The 17,161-nt window shown below is 65.6% G+C and carries 18 protein-coding genes; 9 read left to right on the forward strand and 9 right to left on the reverse strand.

Annotated features, from left to right (window positions below; genetic code table 11):
• Positions 1 to 18 precede the first annotated feature (18 nt).
• From prmC to V6Z91_RS08720, 5 genes are all read right to left on the reverse strand, one after another.
• Positions 19 to 846 carry a peptide chain release factor N(5)-glutamine methyltransferase gene (prmC, locus tag V6Z91_RS08700; RefSeq protein ID WP_338769257.1) on the reverse strand — a complete coding sequence of 276 codons (828 nt, stop codon included), beginning with the start codon at positions 844 to 846 and terminating at the stop codon, positions 19 to 21.
• Positions 843 to 1,316: a disulfide bond formation protein B gene (locus V6Z91_RS08705; protein ID WP_338769260.1), complete on the reverse strand. Its 474-nt coding sequence runs from the start codon at positions 1,314 to 1,316 to the stop codon at positions 843 to 845. Before V6Z91_RS08705 ends, prmC begins: the two co-directional genes overlap by 4 nt.
• A gap of 216 nt (positions 1,317 to 1,532) precedes the next feature.
• On the reverse strand, positions 1,533 to 2,609 hold the full coding sequence (gene prfA / locus V6Z91_RS08710) for a peptide chain release factor 1 (RefSeq protein ID WP_338769262.1): 1,077 nt from the start codon (positions 2,607 to 2,609) through the stop codon (positions 1,533 to 1,535).
• A gap of 69 nt (positions 2,610 to 2,678) precedes the next feature.
• Positions 2,679 to 3,953 carry a glutamyl-tRNA reductase gene (hemA, locus tag V6Z91_RS08715; RefSeq protein ID WP_338769265.1) on the reverse strand — a complete coding sequence of 425 codons (1,275 nt, stop codon included), beginning with the start codon at positions 3,951 to 3,953 and terminating at the stop codon, positions 2,679 to 2,681.
• Positions 3,954 to 4,136: 183 nt separating this feature from the next.
• Positions 4,137 to 4,826, reverse strand: a complete 690-nt coding sequence (locus tag V6Z91_RS08720) for a response regulator transcription factor (RefSeq protein ID WP_338769266.1) — start codon at positions 4,824 to 4,826, stop codon at positions 4,137 to 4,139.
• Between the two features lie 200 nt (positions 4,827 to 5,026).
• On the opposite strand from V6Z91_RS08720, the gene V6Z91_RS08725 reads away from it, so the two are divergent.
• A complete protein-coding gene (locus tag V6Z91_RS08725) occupies positions 5,027 to 5,521 on the forward strand; it encodes a hypothetical protein (RefSeq protein ID WP_338769269.1) in 495 nt (164 codons plus the stop codon).
• A gap of 206 nt (positions 5,522 to 5,727) precedes the next feature.
• On the opposite strand, the gene minE is transcribed toward V6Z91_RS08725, so the two are convergent.
• The 4 genes from minE to metE all read right to left on the reverse strand — a co-directional run bounded on the left by minE (position 5,728) and on the right by metE (position 10,025).
• A complete protein-coding gene (minE, locus tag V6Z91_RS08730) occupies positions 5,728 to 5,979 on the reverse strand; it encodes a cell division topological specificity factor MinE (protein WP_131148321.1) in 252 nt (83 codons plus the stop codon).
• Positions 5,980 to 6,795: a septum site-determining protein MinD gene (minD, locus tag V6Z91_RS08735; RefSeq protein WP_338769272.1), complete on the reverse strand. Its 816-nt coding sequence runs from the start codon at positions 6,793 to 6,795 to the stop codon at positions 5,980 to 5,982.
• Positions 6,796 to 6,858: 63 nt separating this feature from the next.
• The gene (minC, locus tag V6Z91_RS08740) at positions 6,859 to 7,599 is read right to left on the reverse strand and encodes a septum site-determining protein MinC (RefSeq protein WP_338769274.1); all 741 of its coding nucleotides are present in this window, start codon (positions 7,597 to 7,599) and stop codon (positions 6,859 to 6,861) included.
• A 107-nt stretch (positions 7,600 to 7,706) separates the two neighbouring features.
• Entirely contained in the window at positions 7,707 to 10,025 is a 2,319-nt protein-coding gene (metE, locus tag V6Z91_RS08745) for a 5-methyltetrahydropteroyltriglutamate--homocysteine S-methyltransferase (RefSeq protein WP_338769277.1), read from the reverse strand.
• A 100-nt stretch (positions 10,026 to 10,125) separates the two neighbouring features.
• On the opposite strand from metE, the gene V6Z91_RS08750 reads away from it, so the two are divergent.
• From V6Z91_RS08750 to V6Z91_RS08785, 8 genes are all read left to right on the forward strand, one after another.
• A complete protein-coding gene (locus V6Z91_RS08750; RefSeq protein WP_338769280.1) occupies positions 10,126 to 11,034 on the forward strand; it encodes a LysR substrate-binding domain-containing protein in 909 nt (302 codons plus the stop codon).
• A 226-nt stretch (positions 11,035 to 11,260) separates the two neighbouring features.
• Complete coding sequence (locus tag V6Z91_RS08755) at positions 11,261 to 11,635, forward strand: phasin family protein (RefSeq protein WP_338769282.1); 375 nt, start codon at positions 11,261 to 11,263, stop codon at positions 11,633 to 11,635.
• A gap of 61 nt (positions 11,636 to 11,696) precedes the next feature.
• Positions 11,697 to 12,875, forward strand: a complete 1,179-nt coding sequence (locus V6Z91_RS08760; RefSeq protein ID WP_338769284.1) for an acetyl-CoA C-acetyltransferase — start codon at positions 11,697 to 11,699, stop codon at positions 12,873 to 12,875.
• A gap of 73 nt (positions 12,876 to 12,948) precedes the next feature.
• Positions 12,949 to 13,689, forward strand: a complete 741-nt coding sequence (gene phbB, locus V6Z91_RS08765; RefSeq protein ID WP_338769287.1) for an acetoacetyl-CoA reductase — start codon at positions 12,949 to 12,951, stop codon at positions 13,687 to 13,689.
• A gap of 120 nt (positions 13,690 to 13,809) precedes the next feature.
• Positions 13,810 to 15,111, forward strand: a complete 1,302-nt coding sequence (locus tag V6Z91_RS08770) for an amino acid deaminase (RefSeq protein WP_338769290.1) — start codon at positions 13,810 to 13,812, stop codon at positions 15,109 to 15,111.
• 11 nt (positions 15,112 to 15,122) lie between these two features.
• On the forward strand, positions 15,123 to 16,076 hold the full coding sequence (gene pip / locus V6Z91_RS08775; RefSeq protein WP_338769293.1) for a prolyl aminopeptidase: 954 nt from the start codon (positions 15,123 to 15,125) through the stop codon (positions 16,074 to 16,076).
• A gap of 156 nt (positions 16,077 to 16,232) precedes the next feature.
• Positions 16,233 to 16,697: a DUF2721 domain-containing protein gene (locus V6Z91_RS08780; protein WP_338771775.1), complete on the forward strand. Its 465-nt coding sequence runs from the start codon at positions 16,233 to 16,235 to the stop codon at positions 16,695 to 16,697.
• Between the two features lie 5 nt (positions 16,698 to 16,702).
• Positions 16,703 to 17,155, forward strand: coding sequence for a hypothetical protein (locus tag V6Z91_RS08785; protein ID WP_338769295.1), 453 nt, complete (start codon positions 16,703 to 16,705; stop codon positions 17,153 to 17,155).
• Positions 17,156 to 17,161 lie beyond the last annotated feature (6 nt).

Below are 17,161 nucleotides of genomic sequence, written 5' to 3' on the forward strand. Positions count from 1 at the left end.
TTCGGGGCGCTGGCTAACTCAGGACAGGCGGCCGCCGGTGACGCGGGCGATGCCGGCCAGGTCGTGCCAGCTTTGCACCTCGGTGTAACTTCGGGATGACAGCAGCGCCTGCACGGCAGCCGACTGGTCGTAGCCATGTTCCATCAACAGCCAGCCGCCCGGCGCCAGGTGCGCGGGGGCGCCGGCAACGATCGTGCGCAGCGCGGACAGGCCGTCCGCATGATCGGTCAGCGCGCCGGCCGGCTCGAAGCGCAGGTCGCCCTCGGCCAGGTGGCGGTCCCCGGCCGCGATGTACGGCGGGTTGGAGACGATCAGGTCGAATCCTTCGCCCGCAATGGCGGTGAACCAGTCGCTGTGCAGGAAGCGGACCTTGGCGCCGTTCAGTTCCGCATTGCGCCGGGCGATTGCCAGGGCATCGGGACTGACATCGAGCGCCGTAACCTGTGCATCGGGCCGTGCATGGGCGATGGCAACGGCAATCGCGCCGCTGCCGGTGCCCATGTCCAGCACGCGGCCGCGCGGCGGCAGGCGCTCTAGCGCCAGTTCCACCAGCAATTCCGTTTCCGGCCGGGGAATCAGCACGCCGGGGCCGACCGAGAAATCGAGGCCGTAGAACTCGCGCCGGCCCACGATGTAGGCGACCGGTTCGCCGCCCAGCCGGCGCTGCAGCAGGGCGGACACGCGGGCCGCTTCATCCTCGGTCAGCGCGCGGTCCGATTGCGTGATGAGGCCAGTGCGGCTGATGCCCAGCGCGTGGCACAGCAGGATGCGCTGGTCGACGGGATCGAGCAGCGGCGCGCGTTGCAGCGCCATCAGCGTGATGCCGGGAGCGACCAGCATGGTCATGCGCGGCGGCGAACGAGCAGCCAGATCATCGTGGCCGTGAGGATCGCGAACCAGACGGCGGACCATTGCGGCACCGTCAGGCCCATGAAGATCTCGGCCTTTTCGCACAGGCCGTCGGCCTCGAACAGCCACGGCAGGTAGGTGGCGGTAGGGAACTTGTTGAGCGCGGTGGTCATCGGGTCGATGCCGCACGAGAAGCCGGGATTGGCGAGCACATATAAATGCTTGCCTGCCACGCCGAGGCCACCCAGCGCCGCCGCAAGGCCCACGGCCGCGCCCACCTTCGGCTTGCGCCCGAAAGCACCGATCAGGCAGCCGATCGCCACGGCCAGGAACAGGTAGCGCTGGATCACGCACAGGGGGCAGGGCAGCATGTCCTTCACGTGCTGCAGGTACAGCGCCACGGCGACCAGCAGCAGGCAGGCGGCGGCGGCGGAGAGGAGAACGGTGCGCGGGCTCGGCGAATTCATTGTCGATAACGTTGCTCGAATGTGAAGGCGCCAATTCTCGCATAAACCGGCAGCCGCGACCTGCCGCGGCGATCGGCAGCAACTGCTGGGCCCGTGTCCCTCGGTGCCTGGAAGGAGCGATGCCTTGCAAGGCATCGCCGCTACGCAGGCGCAGAGCAGTGCTCTGCGAAACCCCTGCTATGCCACCATCGAGACACGGGCTCAGCCGTAGAGGGCTTAGTCGCCCAGCGCCGCCAGCTGTTCCGCCTGGTGCTCCGCGGACAGCGCATTGGTCAGCTCGGTCAGGTCGCCGTCCATGATCATGTCCAGCTTGTACAGCGTGAGGTTGATGCGGTGGTCGGTCATGCGCCCCTGCGGGAAGTTGTAGGTGCGGATGCGCTCGCTGCGGTCGCCGCTGCCGATCAGGCTCTTGCGGGTGGCCGCTTCCTTCGATTGCTGTTCGCGCAGCTGCACGTCCTTGATGCGCGCGGCCAGCACCTTCATGGCCGAAGCCTTGTTCTTGTGCTGCGAGCGGTCGTCCTGGCATTCGACGACGATGCCGGTCGGCAGGTGCGTGATGCGCACCGCGGAGTCGGTCTTGTTGATGTGCTGGCCGCCGGCGCCGGAGGCGCGGTAGGTGTCGATGCGCAGGTCGGCGGGGTTGATGTGCACGTCTTCCACTTCGTCCGCCTCCGGCATCACGGCCACCGTGCAGGCCGAGGTATGGATGCGGCCCTGCGTTTCCGTAGCCGGAACGCGCTGCACGCGATGGCCGCCCGACTCGAACTTCAGCTTCGAATAGGCGCCGTTGCCGACGATGCGGGCGATGACCTCGCGGTAGCCGCCCAGGTCGCTCTCCGACGCGGACACGATTTCCACCTGCCAGCGGCTGCGCTCGGCAAAGCGCGTGTACATGCGCAGCAGGTCGCCGGCGAACAGGGCCGATTCGTCGCCGCCGGTGCCGGCGCGGATTTCGAGGAAGATGTTGCGCTCGTCGTTGGCATCCTTCGGCAGCAGCATCTTCTGCAGTTCGAGCTCCAGCTCCGCCAGCCGGGCCTTGCCGGATTCGATCTCTTCCTGGGCGAAATCCTTCATGTCCGGGTCGGCCAGCATCTGCTGCGCCTCGGCGATGTCCGCCTGCGCCTGCTGGTAATTCCTGTACAGCGCCACCAGCGGGCCCAGTTCCGCATGTTCGCGGGTCATCTTGCGGTAGCTGTCCATATTGGCGGTGGCGCCTTCGGACATCAGCAATTCGTCCAGCTCCACGAGGCGGTTCGCGAGTTGGTCCAGCTTGGCCAGCATTGATGGTTTCATGGTCTCGTTCTTGTATGGATGGTCATCGCGCCCGACAGGGCGCGGCAGCGTGATGGGGCGGGAGGGCCGCTAACGGCGGCCGCGGAACAGCTGGGGCAGCAGTTCGGCGAGCTGGGCGCGCTCGTCGCCCTGGGCGCGGTGCAGCGCCTGCTGCGGCCCGTGCATGAACTTGGCGGTGAGGCCCTTCGACAGCGCTTCGAGCACGACGTCCACGTCCTCGCCCTTGGCCAGCAGCTTGCGGGCGCGTTCGAGTTCGGCCAGGCGGATCGCCTCGCCGCTTTCCTGCAAGCCCTGGATGACCGGCACCACGGCGCGGTCGTCCACCCAGTGCATGAACGATTGCACGCGCGTTTCGATGATCGCCTCGGCCTGCGCCACGGCGGCCTGGCGGTTCTCGATGCCGGCCTGCACGACCTTGCCCAGGTCGTCCACGGTGTACAGGAACACGTCGTTGAGGCGGGCCACTTCCGGTTCGATATCGCGCGGCACGGCCAGGTCGACCATGAACATGGGCTTGTGGCGCCGCGCCTTGATCGCGCGCTCGACCATGCCCAGCCCGATCAGGGGCAGCGACGAGGCGGTCGACGAGATCAGGATGTCGTACTGGTGCAGCTGCGTCTGCAGGTCGGCCAGGCGCATCGCCTTGCCGTTGAAGCGGTGCGCCAGCAGTTCGCCGCGCTCGAGCGTGCGGTTGGCCACCGTGATCGATTTCGGATTCTGCGCCGCGAAGTGCGTGGCGCACAGCTCGATCATTTCGCCGGCGCCGATGAACAGCACGTTCTGTTCGGGCAGCTTGTCGAAAATGCGTTGCGACAGCCGCACGGCGGCGGCGGCCATCGACACGCTGTGCGCGCCGATCTCGGTGGTGCTGCGCACTTCCTTGGCCACCGAGAAGCTGCGCTGGAACAGCTGGTGCAGGTACGTTCCCAGGCCGCCCGCCTCGTCGGCGGTCCGGATGGCATCCTTGATCTGGCCGAGGATCTGCGTTTCGCCCAGCACCATCGAATCGAGGCCGGAGGCGACGCGGAAGGTGTGGCGCACCGCCTCGTGCTGCGGCAGCATGTACAGGTGCGGGCGCAGCTCGGAATAGTTCAGCTGGTGGAAATCGGCGAGGAAATGCGCGCCGGCGTCGAGCGGATTGGCGGCGCAGCTGGCCGCATACAGCTCGGTGCGGTTGCAGGTCGACAGGATCGCCGCCTCATCACTGCCGCGGCCGCCCGTGCGCTGGAACCAGTTCCGTGCCGCGCGCACGGCCGCGCCCAGCTGGTCAGGCGCGAACGCCAGCCGTTCGCGCAGGGCGACCGGAGCTGTGGTGTGGTTGAGGCCGACGGCTAGGAGTTGCATTTCCAGAAAAATCAACGACGTAGGCAATCATTATAGCCTGATGTACGGCAATCGGCTGTGCCCTGCCGAGCCGGCGAAGTGGAGGCAAAGCGGGACAAATCGTCCCAGCTGCCTTATTGGCAAGGAAGCCGCTGTCGCGGAAGCATTGATTGATATTATCCGCCAGCAATAAACAAGGGCCTTCTAATTGCCGAGTTTCTCCAGGCGATAGCCATAGCTGTACACAGGTACCAGGCGGAAACCGTTTTCCGGTTTCAGCTGGAGTTTATTGCGTACGCGCGACACGTGGGTATCCATCGTGCGCGACGGAACATCGGTTTCGCGTATCCAGACGGCTTCATGGATATAGGCGCGCGACAGGGGCCGGCCGATGTTGCGGAAAAACAGCAGAGCCAGGTAAAACTCCTTGTGCGTCACGTCCAGCACATGCCCATCCATCAACAGGCGGCCCGGGCGGGTTTCAAACACGTATTGCCCGAACGTCAGCTGTTCCGCACCGTTCTGCGCGGGGAAGGCCCGGCGCAGCAGTGCCTGTACCCTGGCCACCATCTCGCTGCGGCGCAGCGGCTTGATCATGTAGTCGTCGGCCCCGGCATCCAGGCCGGAGACGATATCGTCCTCGCCCGAACTGGTCGTCAGGAACATGACCGGCGCATTGTCGTTGAGCCTTTCGCGCGCCTTGCGCATCAGCTCCGCGCCCCCCATATCGGTCACCTGCCAGTCGAAGATCAGCATGTCGTACGTGTCCTTGCGCAGCTGGCCGAGCAGTTCCTTGCCGGTCTGGAAGGCATGGCAGACGTGACCGGCGGACGTCAGCACCTGGGAGATCAGGTCGCCCTGGCTGCGGTCGTTATCAAGGACTACGATTCTCATCTTATCTGTGGTTAAAGCGCGGAGGTAAGGCTTGGTCACTACGAATATTACAGGAATTACTAGAGTAGTTACCAATCTGACCAAGAAATTCTGGCCGGATATGCCATCCGGATCGTGGGGAACGGCCAGTACACGGTACACTGCCTCACCGCCCTTTTCAATGAACTTTTTTGTTTGGCAACTTTTTAGGAGACAGATTCGTGGATAGCGGCTGGGAACTGTTGCCTTCTTCTTCCGGGGATATTGCCGAGGTGCGCGAGCGCTGCCGCCGCCTCGTGCGGCGCCGTGCCGTGGTCGCCGCGGGGGTCTCGGCGGTACCGATCCCTGGCGTCGATATCGTGTCGGACCTGAAGCTGTTTACCGAGCTGATCCAGGAAGTCAATGCGGCTTTTGGGCTAACCCCCGAACAGATCGAGCGCCTGCAGCCCCAGTACCGGATGATTGCCTACGAAGCCGCCGTAACGGTCGGCGGCATGCTGGTGGGCAAGCTCGTCACGCGCGACCTGGTCATGAAACTGGTGGCGAAGAGCGGCAAGAAACTGGTGGTCAAGCAGGCGTCGAAAATCGTGCCTCTGGCAGGGCAGGTGGCGTCGGCGGCGATCGGGTTCTTTGCCTTCCGGCAGATCGGCTACCAGCACGTCGATGCGTGCGCGAAGGTGGTAGAGGAATTGCTAGCGGCGAAGAGTAAGAACTAGCCGCCTGTCGTGATAACCCAACGGCGCAAGCCAGGGTCAGGGAGAAGTGCCAGCCTGCAGGCTGGCACTATTTGCAGGCGCGGAGCATGCTCCGCGAACACCCGGCACAGCCGGGGTTTCAGGAGCAATGCTCCTTGCCGGCGCAGCGGTACCGGCCCGCAGGCCGGTACGCCTTTCCGGCGCCTGACCTTGTATCGGGGTTGCCTTCAAGCGTCCGGCAGCACCACGTTCACGTCGAGAACTTCCAGGTTGCCCTGGCGGTCCAGCGAGATCTTGATGTCGTCGGCATTCACTTTCGTGTACTTCGAGATCACCTCGATCAGTTCCTTGTGCAGCGCGGGCAGGAAATCCGGGCCGCTGCGGCCATTGCGTTCGCGCGCGATGATGATCTGCAACCGTTCCTTGGCTGCGTTGGCCGTCTTGGGCTTGCTGGGGAACAGGAAGGATAGCAGTGCCATTTACTTTCCTCCAAAAATGCGCTTGAACAAGCCCGGCTTTTCATAGTCTGTGAAGCGCAGTGGCCGTGTTTCGCCCAGGAAGCGGGCGATGACGTCTTCATAGGCTTCGGCCACGTCCGTGCCCTTGAAGTGGATCGCAGGATTGCCCTGGTTCGATGCATGCAGCACCTGTTCCGATTCCGGAACGATGCCCAGCAGCGGAATGCGCAGGATTTCCTGCACATCCGTGTAGGAGAGCATTTCGCCCGCTTCCACGCGTTTCGGCGAGTAGCGGGTGATCAGCAGGTGTTCCTTGACCGGCTCGCCGCCGGATTGCGCACGGCGCGACTTGGCCTGCAGGATACCGAGGATGCGGTCCGAATCGCGCACCGACGACACTTCGGGGTTGGTGACTACGATCGCTTCGTCGGCGAACGTCAGCGCCATCAGCGCACCGTGCTCGATGCCGGCCGGCGAATCGCAGACGATGTACTCGAACCCCATCTCGATCAGCTCGGCCAGCACGCGCTCCACGCCGTCTTCGGACAGCGCATCCTTGTCGCGCGTCTGCGAGGCCGGCAGGATGAACAGGTTGTCGCAGTGCTTGTCCTTGATCAGCGCCTGCGGCAGCGACGCTTCCTTGTTGATCACATTGATCAGGTCATACACGACGCGGCGTTCGCAACCCATGATCAGGTCCAGGTTGCGCAGGCCCACGTCGAAGTCGATCACCGCGGTCTTGTGGCCGCGCATGGCGAGGCCGGTGGAAAAGCTGGCGCTGGAAGTCGTCTTGCCGACACCGCCCTTGCCGGACGTTACAACAATAATTCTTGCCACGAATAATCCTTTTATGTGAAAGCTCAGGCGCGGGGGCGCGGACGCGCGGCCTGTTGAATTGCCTTAATTGACAGATTGTATATCCAGTTTGTCGCCGCTGAGCCTGATTTGTGCGGGCTGCTTGGCCTGCGCGGCGGGGAAACCGTCTTCAAACGTGCGGTAAACCCCTGCGATCGACACCAGTTCTGGCGACATCGACAGAGCGAAGATACGCGCGCTCGCGTCGCCGGAAGCGCCGGCCAGCGCGCGGCCGTTCAGGGTGTTGTAGACGTGGATGCTGCCGTCCGCGATGATCTCGGCGCCATTGTTGACGACGGCCATCACGATCAGGTCGCCGCCGCGCGCATAGATGCGCTGGCCGGCGCGGACCGGCGTATCGATGATGATGGTGCCCGTATTGGCGGGCGCGGCAGGAGCAGCAGCCGGCGCGGGCGCCGGTGCGGGCACCTGGGCGGTGGCGGGTGCGGAGTCGCCTTCGTCGCGCTTGCCGGTATCGATGGACAGGCCCAGGGCCTGGATTTCTTCCACCATGTCGGGCCGGGGGTTGCGCACGGCGACGGGATTGAGGCGGTATTTCTTCAGCAGCGCGATGGTGGCGGCCCAGTCGATGCGTTCGCAACCCGGAGCCAGGTTGCCGACGTCGATGACGGCAAGGTCGCCTTCAAAAAAGTCGGACACGCCGCCCGTCATGCCCTGCAGGGCGGCATCGAGGGCGATGCGGTCGGAGGTGTGCAGGATGGCGGAAACGGCGACAACAGTGGAAATCTTGATTTCGATGGGCTTCTGGAACGGGCTTTTGGACATGACGACAGTAAAAAGTTCGGGCTGGCCCGGGCCCGAGCATTTTACTGTCAAAGAACAATTATTTGTAAGGCATTTTCACGTAACGGATCAGCCCTCCAGCCCTGCGTTCATGCGGCTTCCAGGGGTTTGCGGCTGTTCGCCTCGCGCCGCATCTGGTGCGCCGCCGCGACCATGTTGCGCAGCGCGCTTTCGGTTTCGTCCCAGCCGCGCGTCTTCAGCCCGCAATCGGGGTTGACCCACAGTTGCTCCGCCGGGATCACGGCCCGTGCACGGCGCAGCAGCGCGAGCATGTCCTCGCGGCCCGGCACGCGCGGCGAGTGGATGTCGTACACCCCTGGGCCGATATCGTTCGGGTAGCGGAAGTCGCCGAAGCCGTCGAGCAGCGCCATGGCCGAGCGGCTCGTCTCGATCGTGATCACGTCCGCGTCGAGGGCGGCGATCTGCGGCAGGATGTCGTTGAACTCGGCGTAGCACATATGGGTGTGGACCTGCGTGGCGTCGCGCGCCACCGCGGCCGTCAGGCGGAATGCGCGCACCGCCCGGTCCAGGTAGCCCGCCTGGCGCGATTGGCGCAGCGGCAAGCCCTCGCGCAAGGCCGGCTCGTCGATCTGCACGATGGCGATGCCGGCGCGCTGCAGGTCGTCCACCTCGTCGCGCATCGCCAGCGCGATCTGGTCGGCGGTGTCGAGGCGCGGCTGGTCGTCGCGCACGAACGACCATTGCAGGATCGTGACGGGCCCGGTCAGCATGCCTTTCACGGGCTTTTCCGTCAGCCCCTGGGCGTAGCGGGCCCAGTCGACCGTGATCGGCGCCGGGCGCGAGACATCGCCCCAGATCACGGGCGGCTTCACGCAGCGCGAACCGTAGGACTGCACCCAGCCGTGCCGGGTGAACGCGAAGCCGGCCAGGTGCTCGCCGAAGTATTCGACCATGTCGTTGCGCTCGGCTTCGCCGTGCACCAGCACGTCCAGCCCCAGTGCTTCCTGGCGGCGGATCGCCTGCGCGATCTCGGCGCGCATCGCCGCCTCGTAGGCCGCGCTGTCGAGGGCACCGCGCCGGAACGCGGCGCGCGCCGCACGGATGTCCGGCGTTTGCGGGAACGAGCCGATCGTGGTGGTGGGGAAGGGGGGCAGGTTGAGCATCGCCCCCTGCAGCAAGCGCCGTTCCGCAAAAGGCGACTTGCGCTGCGCCGCGTCGGCGGGGAGGGCGGCGAGGCGGGCCCGCACGGCGGCGTCGCGCACGCGCGGGCTGGCGCGGCGGCTCGCCAGCGCCGCGCGGGTAGCGGCCAGCGCCGGGGCGGCCGACCCGGGCGCTTCGATGGCCGTCTTCAGCAGCGCCAGTTCGGCCAGCTTTTCATGGGCAAAGGCGAGCCACGACTCCACCTCGGCGTCGAGCGCGGTTTCGGCCGCCAGGCTGTACGGCACGTGCAGTAGCGAGCACGACGTGGACAGCCACAGCCGGCCGCCGCGCTTGTCGAGCACCGGTGCCAGCGTGGCCAGCACCGCGTCCAGGTCGGTGCGCCAGATATTGCGGCCGTCGACGACGCCGGCCGACAGCACCTTGTGCACCGGCAGCCAGTCGGCCACGCTGACCAGTTCGTGGGCGGCGCGCACGCCGTCGACGTGCAGGCCCGCCACGGGCAGGCGGCAGGCCAGCGACAGGTTTTCTTCCAGCGGCGAGAAGTAGGTGGCCAGCAGCAATTGCGCGCCGGCCTGGTTCAGCTGCCAGTACGCCGTTTCGAACGCGCTGCGCCAGGCCTGCGGCAGGTCGAGACCCAGGATCGGTTCCTCGATCTGTACCCAGGCCACGCCCTGTTCCTTCAGGCGCGCCAGCACCTCGCCATAGACGGGCAGCAGCCGGTCCAGCAAGTCGAGGCGGCACGAGCCGTCGGTGGCCTTGGCCAGCCACAGGAAGGTGAGCGGGCCGATCAGCGTGGCCTTCACGGCATGGCCCAGTGCCTGGGCTTCGGCCACCTCGTCGAACAGGCGGGTCGACGCCAGCGCGAACCGCGTGTCCGCGTCCAGCTCGGGCACGAGGTAGTGGTAGTTGGTGTCGAACCATTTCGTCATCTCCAGCGCGGCACCTTCCTGGCCGCAGCCGCACCGCTCGCCGCCGGAGCGGCCGCGGGCCAGCGTGAAGTACCGTGCCAGCGCCGGCTCGTCGCGGAAGTGGAAGCGGGCCGGTTCGCAGCCGAACAGCTGGATATGGTTGGCCACATGGTCGTAGAACGCGAAGTCGCCCACGGTGACGAAGTCCAGGCCGGCGTCGCGCTGGGCGGCCCAATGGCGCGAGCGCAGCGTGCGGCCCACCTCCGCCAGTTCTTCCGCCGTGGATTCGCCGCGCCAATGGCGCTCCAGCGCCGTTTTCAGTTCGCGTTGGGCGCCGATGCGCGGGAAGCCGGGAATGTGCGTATGGATCTTTTTCATGTCACGGGAATTAAATATTGGTGAAGTAGAGTGTGCGACAATGCTTTACATAAGCCAAACGAAACTTTTTGCGGTTCAACATGAAAATCATTCATTAACCATGCTGGAAATCCGTCATCTGCGCACCCTTGCCGCGTTGCGCTCCGCCGGCAGTCTCGTACGCGCGGCCCAGTTGCTGAACCTCACGCAATCGGCGCTGTCCCACCAGATCAAGCTGCTGGAAGACCGCTACGGCGGCCCCCTGTTCGAGCGCAAGTCGGTCCCCATCGGCTTCACCGCCACCGGCGCGCGCCTGCTGCGCCTGGCCGACGTGCTGCTGCCGGAGATCGAACAGGCCGAGCGCGACGTGGCGCGGCTGATGCAGGGCGACCAGGGGCAATTGCGCGTGGCGCTCGAGTGCCACACGTGCTTCGACTGGCTGATGCCCGTGATGGATGCGTTCCGCAAGCGCTGGCCGGAAGTGGAGATCGACCTGGTGTCGGGCTTCCACAGCGAACCGGTCGAGTTGCTACGCTCCGGCAATGCCGATCTCGTGATCGGGTCCGACTACGGTGCCCAGTACGCGACCTTCCCCCTGTTCCGCTTCGAGATCCTGACCGTGATGGCGCAAAAGCACCGGCTGGCCGGCCAGCGCCGGCTGGCCGCCGCCGACTTCGAAGGCGAGACGCTGATCACCTACCCGGTGCCGGAAGAGCGCATCGACCTGATCCGCGAAGTGCTGCGGCCGGCCGGCGTGCAGTTCGGGCGCCGCACGGCCGAGCTGACGGTCGCCATCCTGCAGCTCGTGGCGAGCCGCCGCGGCATCGCCGCGCTGCCGAACTGGGCGATCAAGAACTACGTCGACTACGACTACGTGATCGCGCGGCCGGTCGGGGACAGCGGGCTGTGGAGCGACCTGTACGTGTCGGTGCCGGAAGCATTGCGGCAAAAAGCCTACGTGGCCGACTTCGTGAAGGTGATCCGCGAACAATGCGCGGCGTCGCTCGATGGAATCAAATTGCTGTCGTGACAGAGTTTGATATATATCAAACAATAGTTCACAGCTGAGAATTAGCATGAAAGCCTTTGCGATTGCTCAGTCGTAAAGAGCCCAGCCAGATGCAGTTCAGCCGCACGCCGTGCACCGCAGTGGCCCCGCAGTGGCCCCGCAGTGGCCCCGCGGTGCCCGTCACGCAGTCCGGCCGTGCCTGCCAGCCGTATCCGTTCAGCCGATTTTCGAAAGGACACCCATGTTCATGCCGCCCAATCTGTATCCCGCCGCGCTGCCGGCGGAATTCGTCAACGCCACGCGCAACCTGGCCGAATCGCAGTGGGCGGGGTGCAACGCCCTGATGCGGGCGGCATTCGAAAGCAGCGCCAGCCTGATCGACGTGAACGTGCATGCCACTCGCGACCAGATCGCGGCCGCCAACACCGCCTCGAACCAGTTGCTGTTCGTGCGCGACGTGCGCGACCTGGTGTGCCTGACGGCCTCGCAATCGCAGCAGGCGCTGGAGCGAGCTCAACGCTATGGCCGGCAGATGGCCGGCGTGGCCAGCGCGGCGCACGATCGCTTAGGCGAGCTCAGCCGCGACTTCGCTGGTAGCTTGCCCCGCAACCCGATAGAATGAAAAGTAGTAGCGCTTCGACAACCCTGCTGGCTTTAACCTGCTAGTGAACTGGAGAAAGTAAATGGATGATGTAGTCATCGTTGCCGCGGCGCGTACCGCGGTCGGCAAATTCGGCGGCAGCCTGGCAAAGATCCCCGCAGCCGACTTGGGCGCGCACGTGATCAAGGGCCTGCTGGCGCAGACCGGCATCGACCCCAACCTGATCAGCGAAGTGATCCTGGGGCAGGTGCTCACCGCCGGCGTGGGCCAGAACCCGGCCCGCCAGGCGGTGATCAAGTCCGGCCTGCCGAACGCGATTCCCGGCTACACGATCAACAAGGTGTGCGGCAGCGGCCTGAAGGCCACGCACCTGGCCGCACAGGCGATCAAGTGCGGCGACGCCGACATCATCATCGCCGGCGGCCAGGAAAACATGAGCGCCGCGCCACACGTGCTGAACGGCTCGCGCGACGGTTTCCGCATGGGCGACGCCAAGCTGACGGACACGATGATCGTCGACGGCCTGTGGGACGTCTACAACCAGTACCACATGGGCATCACCGCCGAGAACGTGGCGAAGAAGTATGAAATCTCCCGTACCCAACAGGACGAATTCGCGCTGCAATCGCAGCTGAAGGCCGAAGCGGCGCAGAAGGAAGGCAAGTTCAAGGACGAGATCCTGCCGCTCGAGATCCCGCAGAAGAAGGGCACGATCGTGTTCGACAGCGACGAATACATCAAGGCCGGCTCCACCATCGAAGGGCTGCAGAGCCTGCGCCCCGCGTTCAACAAGGAAGGCAGCGTCACGGCCGGTAACGCATCGGGCATCAACGACGGCGCGGCCGCCGTGGTCATGATGTCGGCCTCGAAGGCGAAGGAACTGGGCCTGAAGCCGCTGGCGCGCATCAAGGCCTATGCCTCGTCCGGCCTGGATCCGGCCTATATGGGCATGGGCCCGGTACCGGCCAGCAAGCTGGCGCTGAAGAAGGCCGGCTGGACGCCGCAAGACCTGGACCTGCTGGAAATTAACGAAGCCTTCGCCGCGCAAGCCTGCGCCGTGAACCAGGAAATGGGCTGGGATACCAGCAAGATCAACGTGAACGGCGGCGCCATCGCGATCGGCCACCCGATCGGCGCTTCCGGCTGCCGCATCCTGGTCACGCTCCTGCACGAGATGGTGCGCCGCGATGCCAAGAAAGGCCTGGCCTCGCTGTGCATCGGCGGCGGCATGGGCGTGGCGCTGGCGGTCGAACGCGAATAAGGGTAGTGAGGGGGCCACATACGCAGTGGCCCTTGTTTTATGTGTGGAGTACGCTAACTAGAGGGGATGTCATATGGCACGAGTTGCATTGGTAACGGGCGGCATGGGTGGTCTGGGCGAAGCGATCTGCATCAAGCTGGTTGCACTGGGCTACAAGGTGGTAACCACGTATTCCCCGAACAATACGAAGTACCAGGGCTGGCTGGACGAAATGAAGGAACAGGGTTACAACTTCGCCGCCTATCCTTGCGACGTGGCCGACTACGAGTCGGCCCAGGCATGCGTGGCCGCGATCACCCGCGACATCGGCCCGGTGGACGTGCTGGTCAACAATGCGGGCATCACCCGCGACATGACCTTCAAGAAGATGGACAAGGTGAACTGGGATGCCGTGCTGCGCACGAACCTGGATTCCGTGTTCAACATGACGAAACCGGTCGCCGATGGCATGGTCGAGCGCGGCTGGGGCCGCATCATCAATATCTCGTCCGTCAACGGCCAGAAGGGCGCGTTCGGCCAGACCAACTATTCGGCCGCCAAGGCCGGCGTGCACGGCTTCACGAAGGCGCTGGCGCTGGAAGTGGCGCGCAAGGGCGTGACCGTGAACACCATCTCGCCGGGCTATATCGGCACCAAGATGGTCACCGAGATCCCGCAGGACGTGCTGGAATCGAAGATCCTGCCGCAAATCCCGATGGGCCGCCTGGGCAAGCCGGACGAAGTGGCCGGCCTGGTCGCCTACCTCTCTTCGGATGAAGCCGCCTTCGTGACCGGCGCCAATATCGCCATCAACGGCGGCCAGCACATGTCATAAGCTGTCGCCGAGCTGCACGGCAAAGCAGGGACAGGTATTCTTCCGGGTTGCGGCCCGGAAGGGGCCTGTCCCTTTTTCTTTTGTTCCCGGCCCGATGTTCGGGGTCGATGTCTGGAGACGATGACGATGATCCTGCCCGACGGTGGCCTGCACCTGGACGCGCTTGAAGAACAAGCCCTGCAACCCGGTACCAAGGGATTGCCGATCACCGAGCCGCTGCGCCAGCACATGGTGGGTGTGCAGCACTGGAACGTGCTTGCCGCCGACACGAGCTTTCCCGTGGCGGTGCTGAAGACGTCGAGTCTCCTGCACAACCTGGACTGGATGCGCCGCTTCTGCGCGCGCTACGACGTGGCGCTGGCGCCGCATGGCAAGACGACGATGAGCCCGCAGCTGTTCGGCGCCCAGCTGGCCAATGGCGCCTGGGGCATCACGCTCGCCACGGCCGCGCAGGTGCTGGCCGCGGCACGCCATGGCGTGCGCCGCGTGGTGCTGGCCAACGAGCTGGTGGCCCCGGCCGACATCCGCTCACTGCTCGCACTGCTGGAGGACGATCCCGGCTTCGAACTGTTCGTGCTGGCCGACTCCGCCGAGGGCGTGCGGCGCCTCTCGGAAGCCGCCGCCGCGCTTGGCCGGCCGTTGCCCGTGCTGGTGGAGCTGGGCATCGCCGGCAAACGCACCGGTTGCCGGACCCTGGACGAGGCCGTAGCACTGGCGCGCACGATCGCCGCGTCGGCCGGGCTGGAACTGGCGGGCATCGAGGGTTACGAGGGCTTGCTGGTCAGCGAAGACCGGGCCGCCGACATCGAACGGGTCGATGCCTTCCTTGCCCAGGTAACGGACCTGGCGCGCCGGCTCGATGCGGAAGGCTTGTTCCGCGGGCCGCGGATCCTGCTCTCGGCCGGCGGCTCATCGTACTTCGACCGGGTGGCGCGCGCCTTCGGCGCCGTGCACGGACTGACGCGCCCGGTATTGCCCGTGCTGCGCAGCGGCTGCTACCTGACCAGCGACCACGGCCATTACCTGGACATGACGGCCGAACTGGATGCGCGCGAAGGCGTGCGCGAGGGCCTGCGCCCGGCGCTCGAGGTATGGAGCATCGTGCTGTCACGGCCGGAGCCGGGCCTGGCGATCCTGTCCATGGGCAAGCGCGACGCCTCGTACGACATGGAGCTGCCGCGCGCGCTGGTCACGCACCGGCCGGGCGCGGCAGGGCCGGTGCCGTTGCCGGAAGGCGCCGGCATCGACAAGATGAACGACCAGCACGCCTACCTGCGGCTGCCGGAGGGCGTGGACGTGCGCGTGGGCGACCTGGTCGGCTGCGGCATTTCGCACCCGTGCACCACCTTCGACAAGTGGCCGGTGCTGCTGCTCGTCGACGACGATTACAATGTGCAGCGTGCCATCAACACGCTTTTTTAGAAAGAACGCCCATGCCCGATCCATCCCCCTACCTGTTCCCGCCCGTCAGCCCGCTGCGCACCGGCATGCTGCAGGTCGACGCGCTGCACACGATCTACTGGGAAGAGGTGGGCAATCCACAGGGCATCCCCGTGATCTTCCTGCATGGCGGGCCGGGGGCCGGGCTGTCGCCGCAGCACCGGCGCTTCTTCGACTCGCGCCACTACCGCGTGATCCTGTTCGACCAGCGCGGCGCCGGCAAGTCGACGCCGCTGGGCGAAACGCGCGAGAACACGACGCAGCTGCTGGTGCAGGACATGGAACGGTTGCGCGAGCTGATGGGCATCGACCAATGGCTGGTGTTCGGCGGCTCCTGGGGCTCCACGCTGGCGCTGGCCTACGGCGAAACCCACCCCGAACGCTGCCTGGGCTTCGTGCTGCGCGGCATCTTCCTGTGCACGGCAGCGGAGATCGACTGGTTCATCGACGGCGCCAGGTGGTTCCACCCCGAGATCCACGCCGAATTCGCCGCGGCCATTCCCGAAGCGGAGCGCGGCGACTTGCTGCAGGCTTACTACCGGCGCATCACGCATGCCGATCCGGACGTGTACTGGCCCGCCGTGCGCGCCTGGAGCCGTTTCGAGGGGCGGCGCGTGTTCCTGATGCCGCAGCCGGAAGAACCATCGTGCGACACGCTCGACCTGGGCCTGGGCCGGCTGGAAGCGCACTACATGGCGAACCTGGGCTTTTTCGAGGACGGGCAGCTGCTGAAGAACGTGGGGCGCATCGCCCACCTGCCGGCCGTGATCGTGCAGGGGCGCTACGACGTGATCTGCCCGCCGCTGACGGCCTGGCACCTGCACCAGGCATGGCCGGGATCGGTGGTGAAGATGGTGCCCGACGCAGGCCATGGGGCGATGGAAGCGGGCATCAGCCGCGAGCTGGTGGCGGCCACCGAGGCATTCCGGCGTTTCGGCAGGTTTTGAGGCAGCGCCGGGGCCAGGATTGCCGTCATGAACCGGTCAGCCCTTCCATAAGCAAGTCCCATCAGCTTCATCGGCGTCGCCGCCGTGCGGCGGCCCTGCTACACTTGCGCCTGGAGCGGGCGCGTCGTCCCGCGGAGCAAGCATAATAATATGGCAATGAACATCCAGCTGGGCGATATCGGCCACATCATTCAATTGGCAATCGCACCGGTATTCCTGCTGAACGGTGTCTGCACCGCCCTGATGGTGCTGATCAACCGCCTGGCACGCATCATCGACCGCTCGCGCGTGCTCGAAGACCGCCTCGACATTGCCTACAACGACAATTACATCACCGAGCTGGACGTGCTGTACCGCCGCTCGCATTACATCAACATGGCGATCACGCTGTCCACCTTGTGCGGCCTGTTCGTGGGTATCGTGATCGCCCTGCTGTTCGTGGGCGATACCACCGACGTCACGCTCGACAAGTACATCGCCGGCCTGTTCGGCGCGGCGGTGGCCAGCCTGATCGCCAGCTTCGGCGCCCTGCTGCGCGAGATCTTCATTGCATCGGCGGCCATGCGTGCCATGCGGCATGTGCGCCGCGCACCCAAAACCCCCGAGCAAGTCACCAAATAAACGCCATGCACGATTACCAACGCCCCCCGACCCTGCACCGCTACGGCCCTCAAGATGAACTCGACCAGGCGCTGCGCCAGGGCCAGTTCGTGCTGCGGCCCAGTGCCGGCTTCCTCACGCTCTCGTTCTCGCAGGCGTGGGACCGCGACCTGTTCGATCATTTCGGGGCCGACGCCTGCCTCGTCATCCACAACACCGAGGAATTCGGTGAACGCGTGCACCGCGCCGTGCAGCGTACCTTGCCCAACTGGGCGGGGATCGACGGCGCCGTGGAATACGGCAGCCGGGCGCGCCTGGGCTCGGCCTTCACGATGGCGGCGCAGGATGCGGCGGAACGGGAATGGAAATTCGCCTGGCGGCCGATGCACGCGCAATCGAGCCTGAACCCGGTGGTGATCCGCATCGGCAGCCTGGAAAACTTCGCCGAAGTGCGCACGCGCGACCAGTACCCGGCCTGACCCGGC

The sequence above is a fragment of the Massilia sp. METH4 genome (assembly GCF_037094685.1).
Lineage (GTDB): Bacteria > Pseudomonadota > Gammaproteobacteria > Burkholderiales > Burkholderiaceae_D > Rugamonas.

Bases quoted from the DNA above. Each gene is read 5' to 3' on its own strand.
- prmC (WP_338769257.1), bottom strand. From the start codon at position 846: ATGACCATGCTGGTCGCTCCCGGCATCACGCTGATGGCGCTGCAACGC.
- V6Z91_RS08705 (WP_338769260.1), bottom strand. From the start codon at position 1,316: ATGAATTCGCCGAGCCCGCGCACCGTTCTCCTCTCCGCCGCCGCCGCC.
- prfA (WP_338769262.1), bottom strand. From the start codon at position 2,609: ATGAAACCATCAATGCTGGCCAAGCTGGACCAACTCGCGAACCGCCTC.
- hemA (WP_338769265.1), bottom strand. From the start codon at position 3,953: ATGCAACTCCTAGCCGTCGGCCTCAACCACACCACAGCTCCGGTCGCC.
- V6Z91_RS08720 (WP_338769266.1), bottom strand. From the start codon at position 4,826: ATGAGAATCGTAGTCCTTGATAACGACCGCAGCCAGGGCGACCTGATC.
- minE (WP_131148321.1), bottom strand. From the start codon at position 5,979: ATGGCACTGCTATCCTTCCTGTTCCCCAGCAAGCCCAAGACGGCCAAC.
- minC (WP_338769274.1), bottom strand. From the start codon at position 7,599: ATGTCCAAAAGCCCGTTCCAGAAGCCCATCGAAATCAAGATTTCCACT.
- metE (WP_338769277.1), bottom strand. From the start codon at position 10,025: ATGAAAAAGATCCATACGCACATTCCCGGCTTCCCGCGCATCGGCGCC.
- V6Z91_RS08750 (WP_338769280.1), top strand. From the start codon at position 10,126: ATGCTGGAAATCCGTCATCTGCGCACCCTTGCCGCGTTGCGCTCCGCC.
- V6Z91_RS08755 (WP_338769282.1), top strand. From the start codon at position 11,261: ATGCCGCCCAATCTGTATCCCGCCGCGCTGCCGGCGGAATTCGTCAAC.
- V6Z91_RS08760 (WP_338769284.1), top strand. From the start codon at position 11,697: ATGGATGATGTAGTCATCGTTGCCGCGGCGCGTACCGCGGTCGGCAAA.
- phbB (WP_338769287.1), top strand. From the start codon at position 12,949: ATGGCACGAGTTGCATTGGTAACGGGCGGCATGGGTGGTCTGGGCGAA.
- V6Z91_RS08770 (WP_338769290.1), top strand. From the start codon at position 13,810: ATGACGATGATCCTGCCCGACGGTGGCCTGCACCTGGACGCGCTTGAA.
- pip (WP_338769293.1), top strand. From the start codon at position 15,123: ATGCCCGATCCATCCCCCTACCTGTTCCCGCCCGTCAGCCCGCTGCGC.
- V6Z91_RS08780 (WP_338771775.1), top strand. From the start codon at position 16,233: ATGAACATCCAGCTGGGCGATATCGGCCACATCATTCAATTGGCAATC.
- V6Z91_RS08785 (WP_338769295.1), top strand. From the start codon at position 16,703: ATGCACGATTACCAACGCCCCCCGACCCTGCACCGCTACGGCCCTCAA.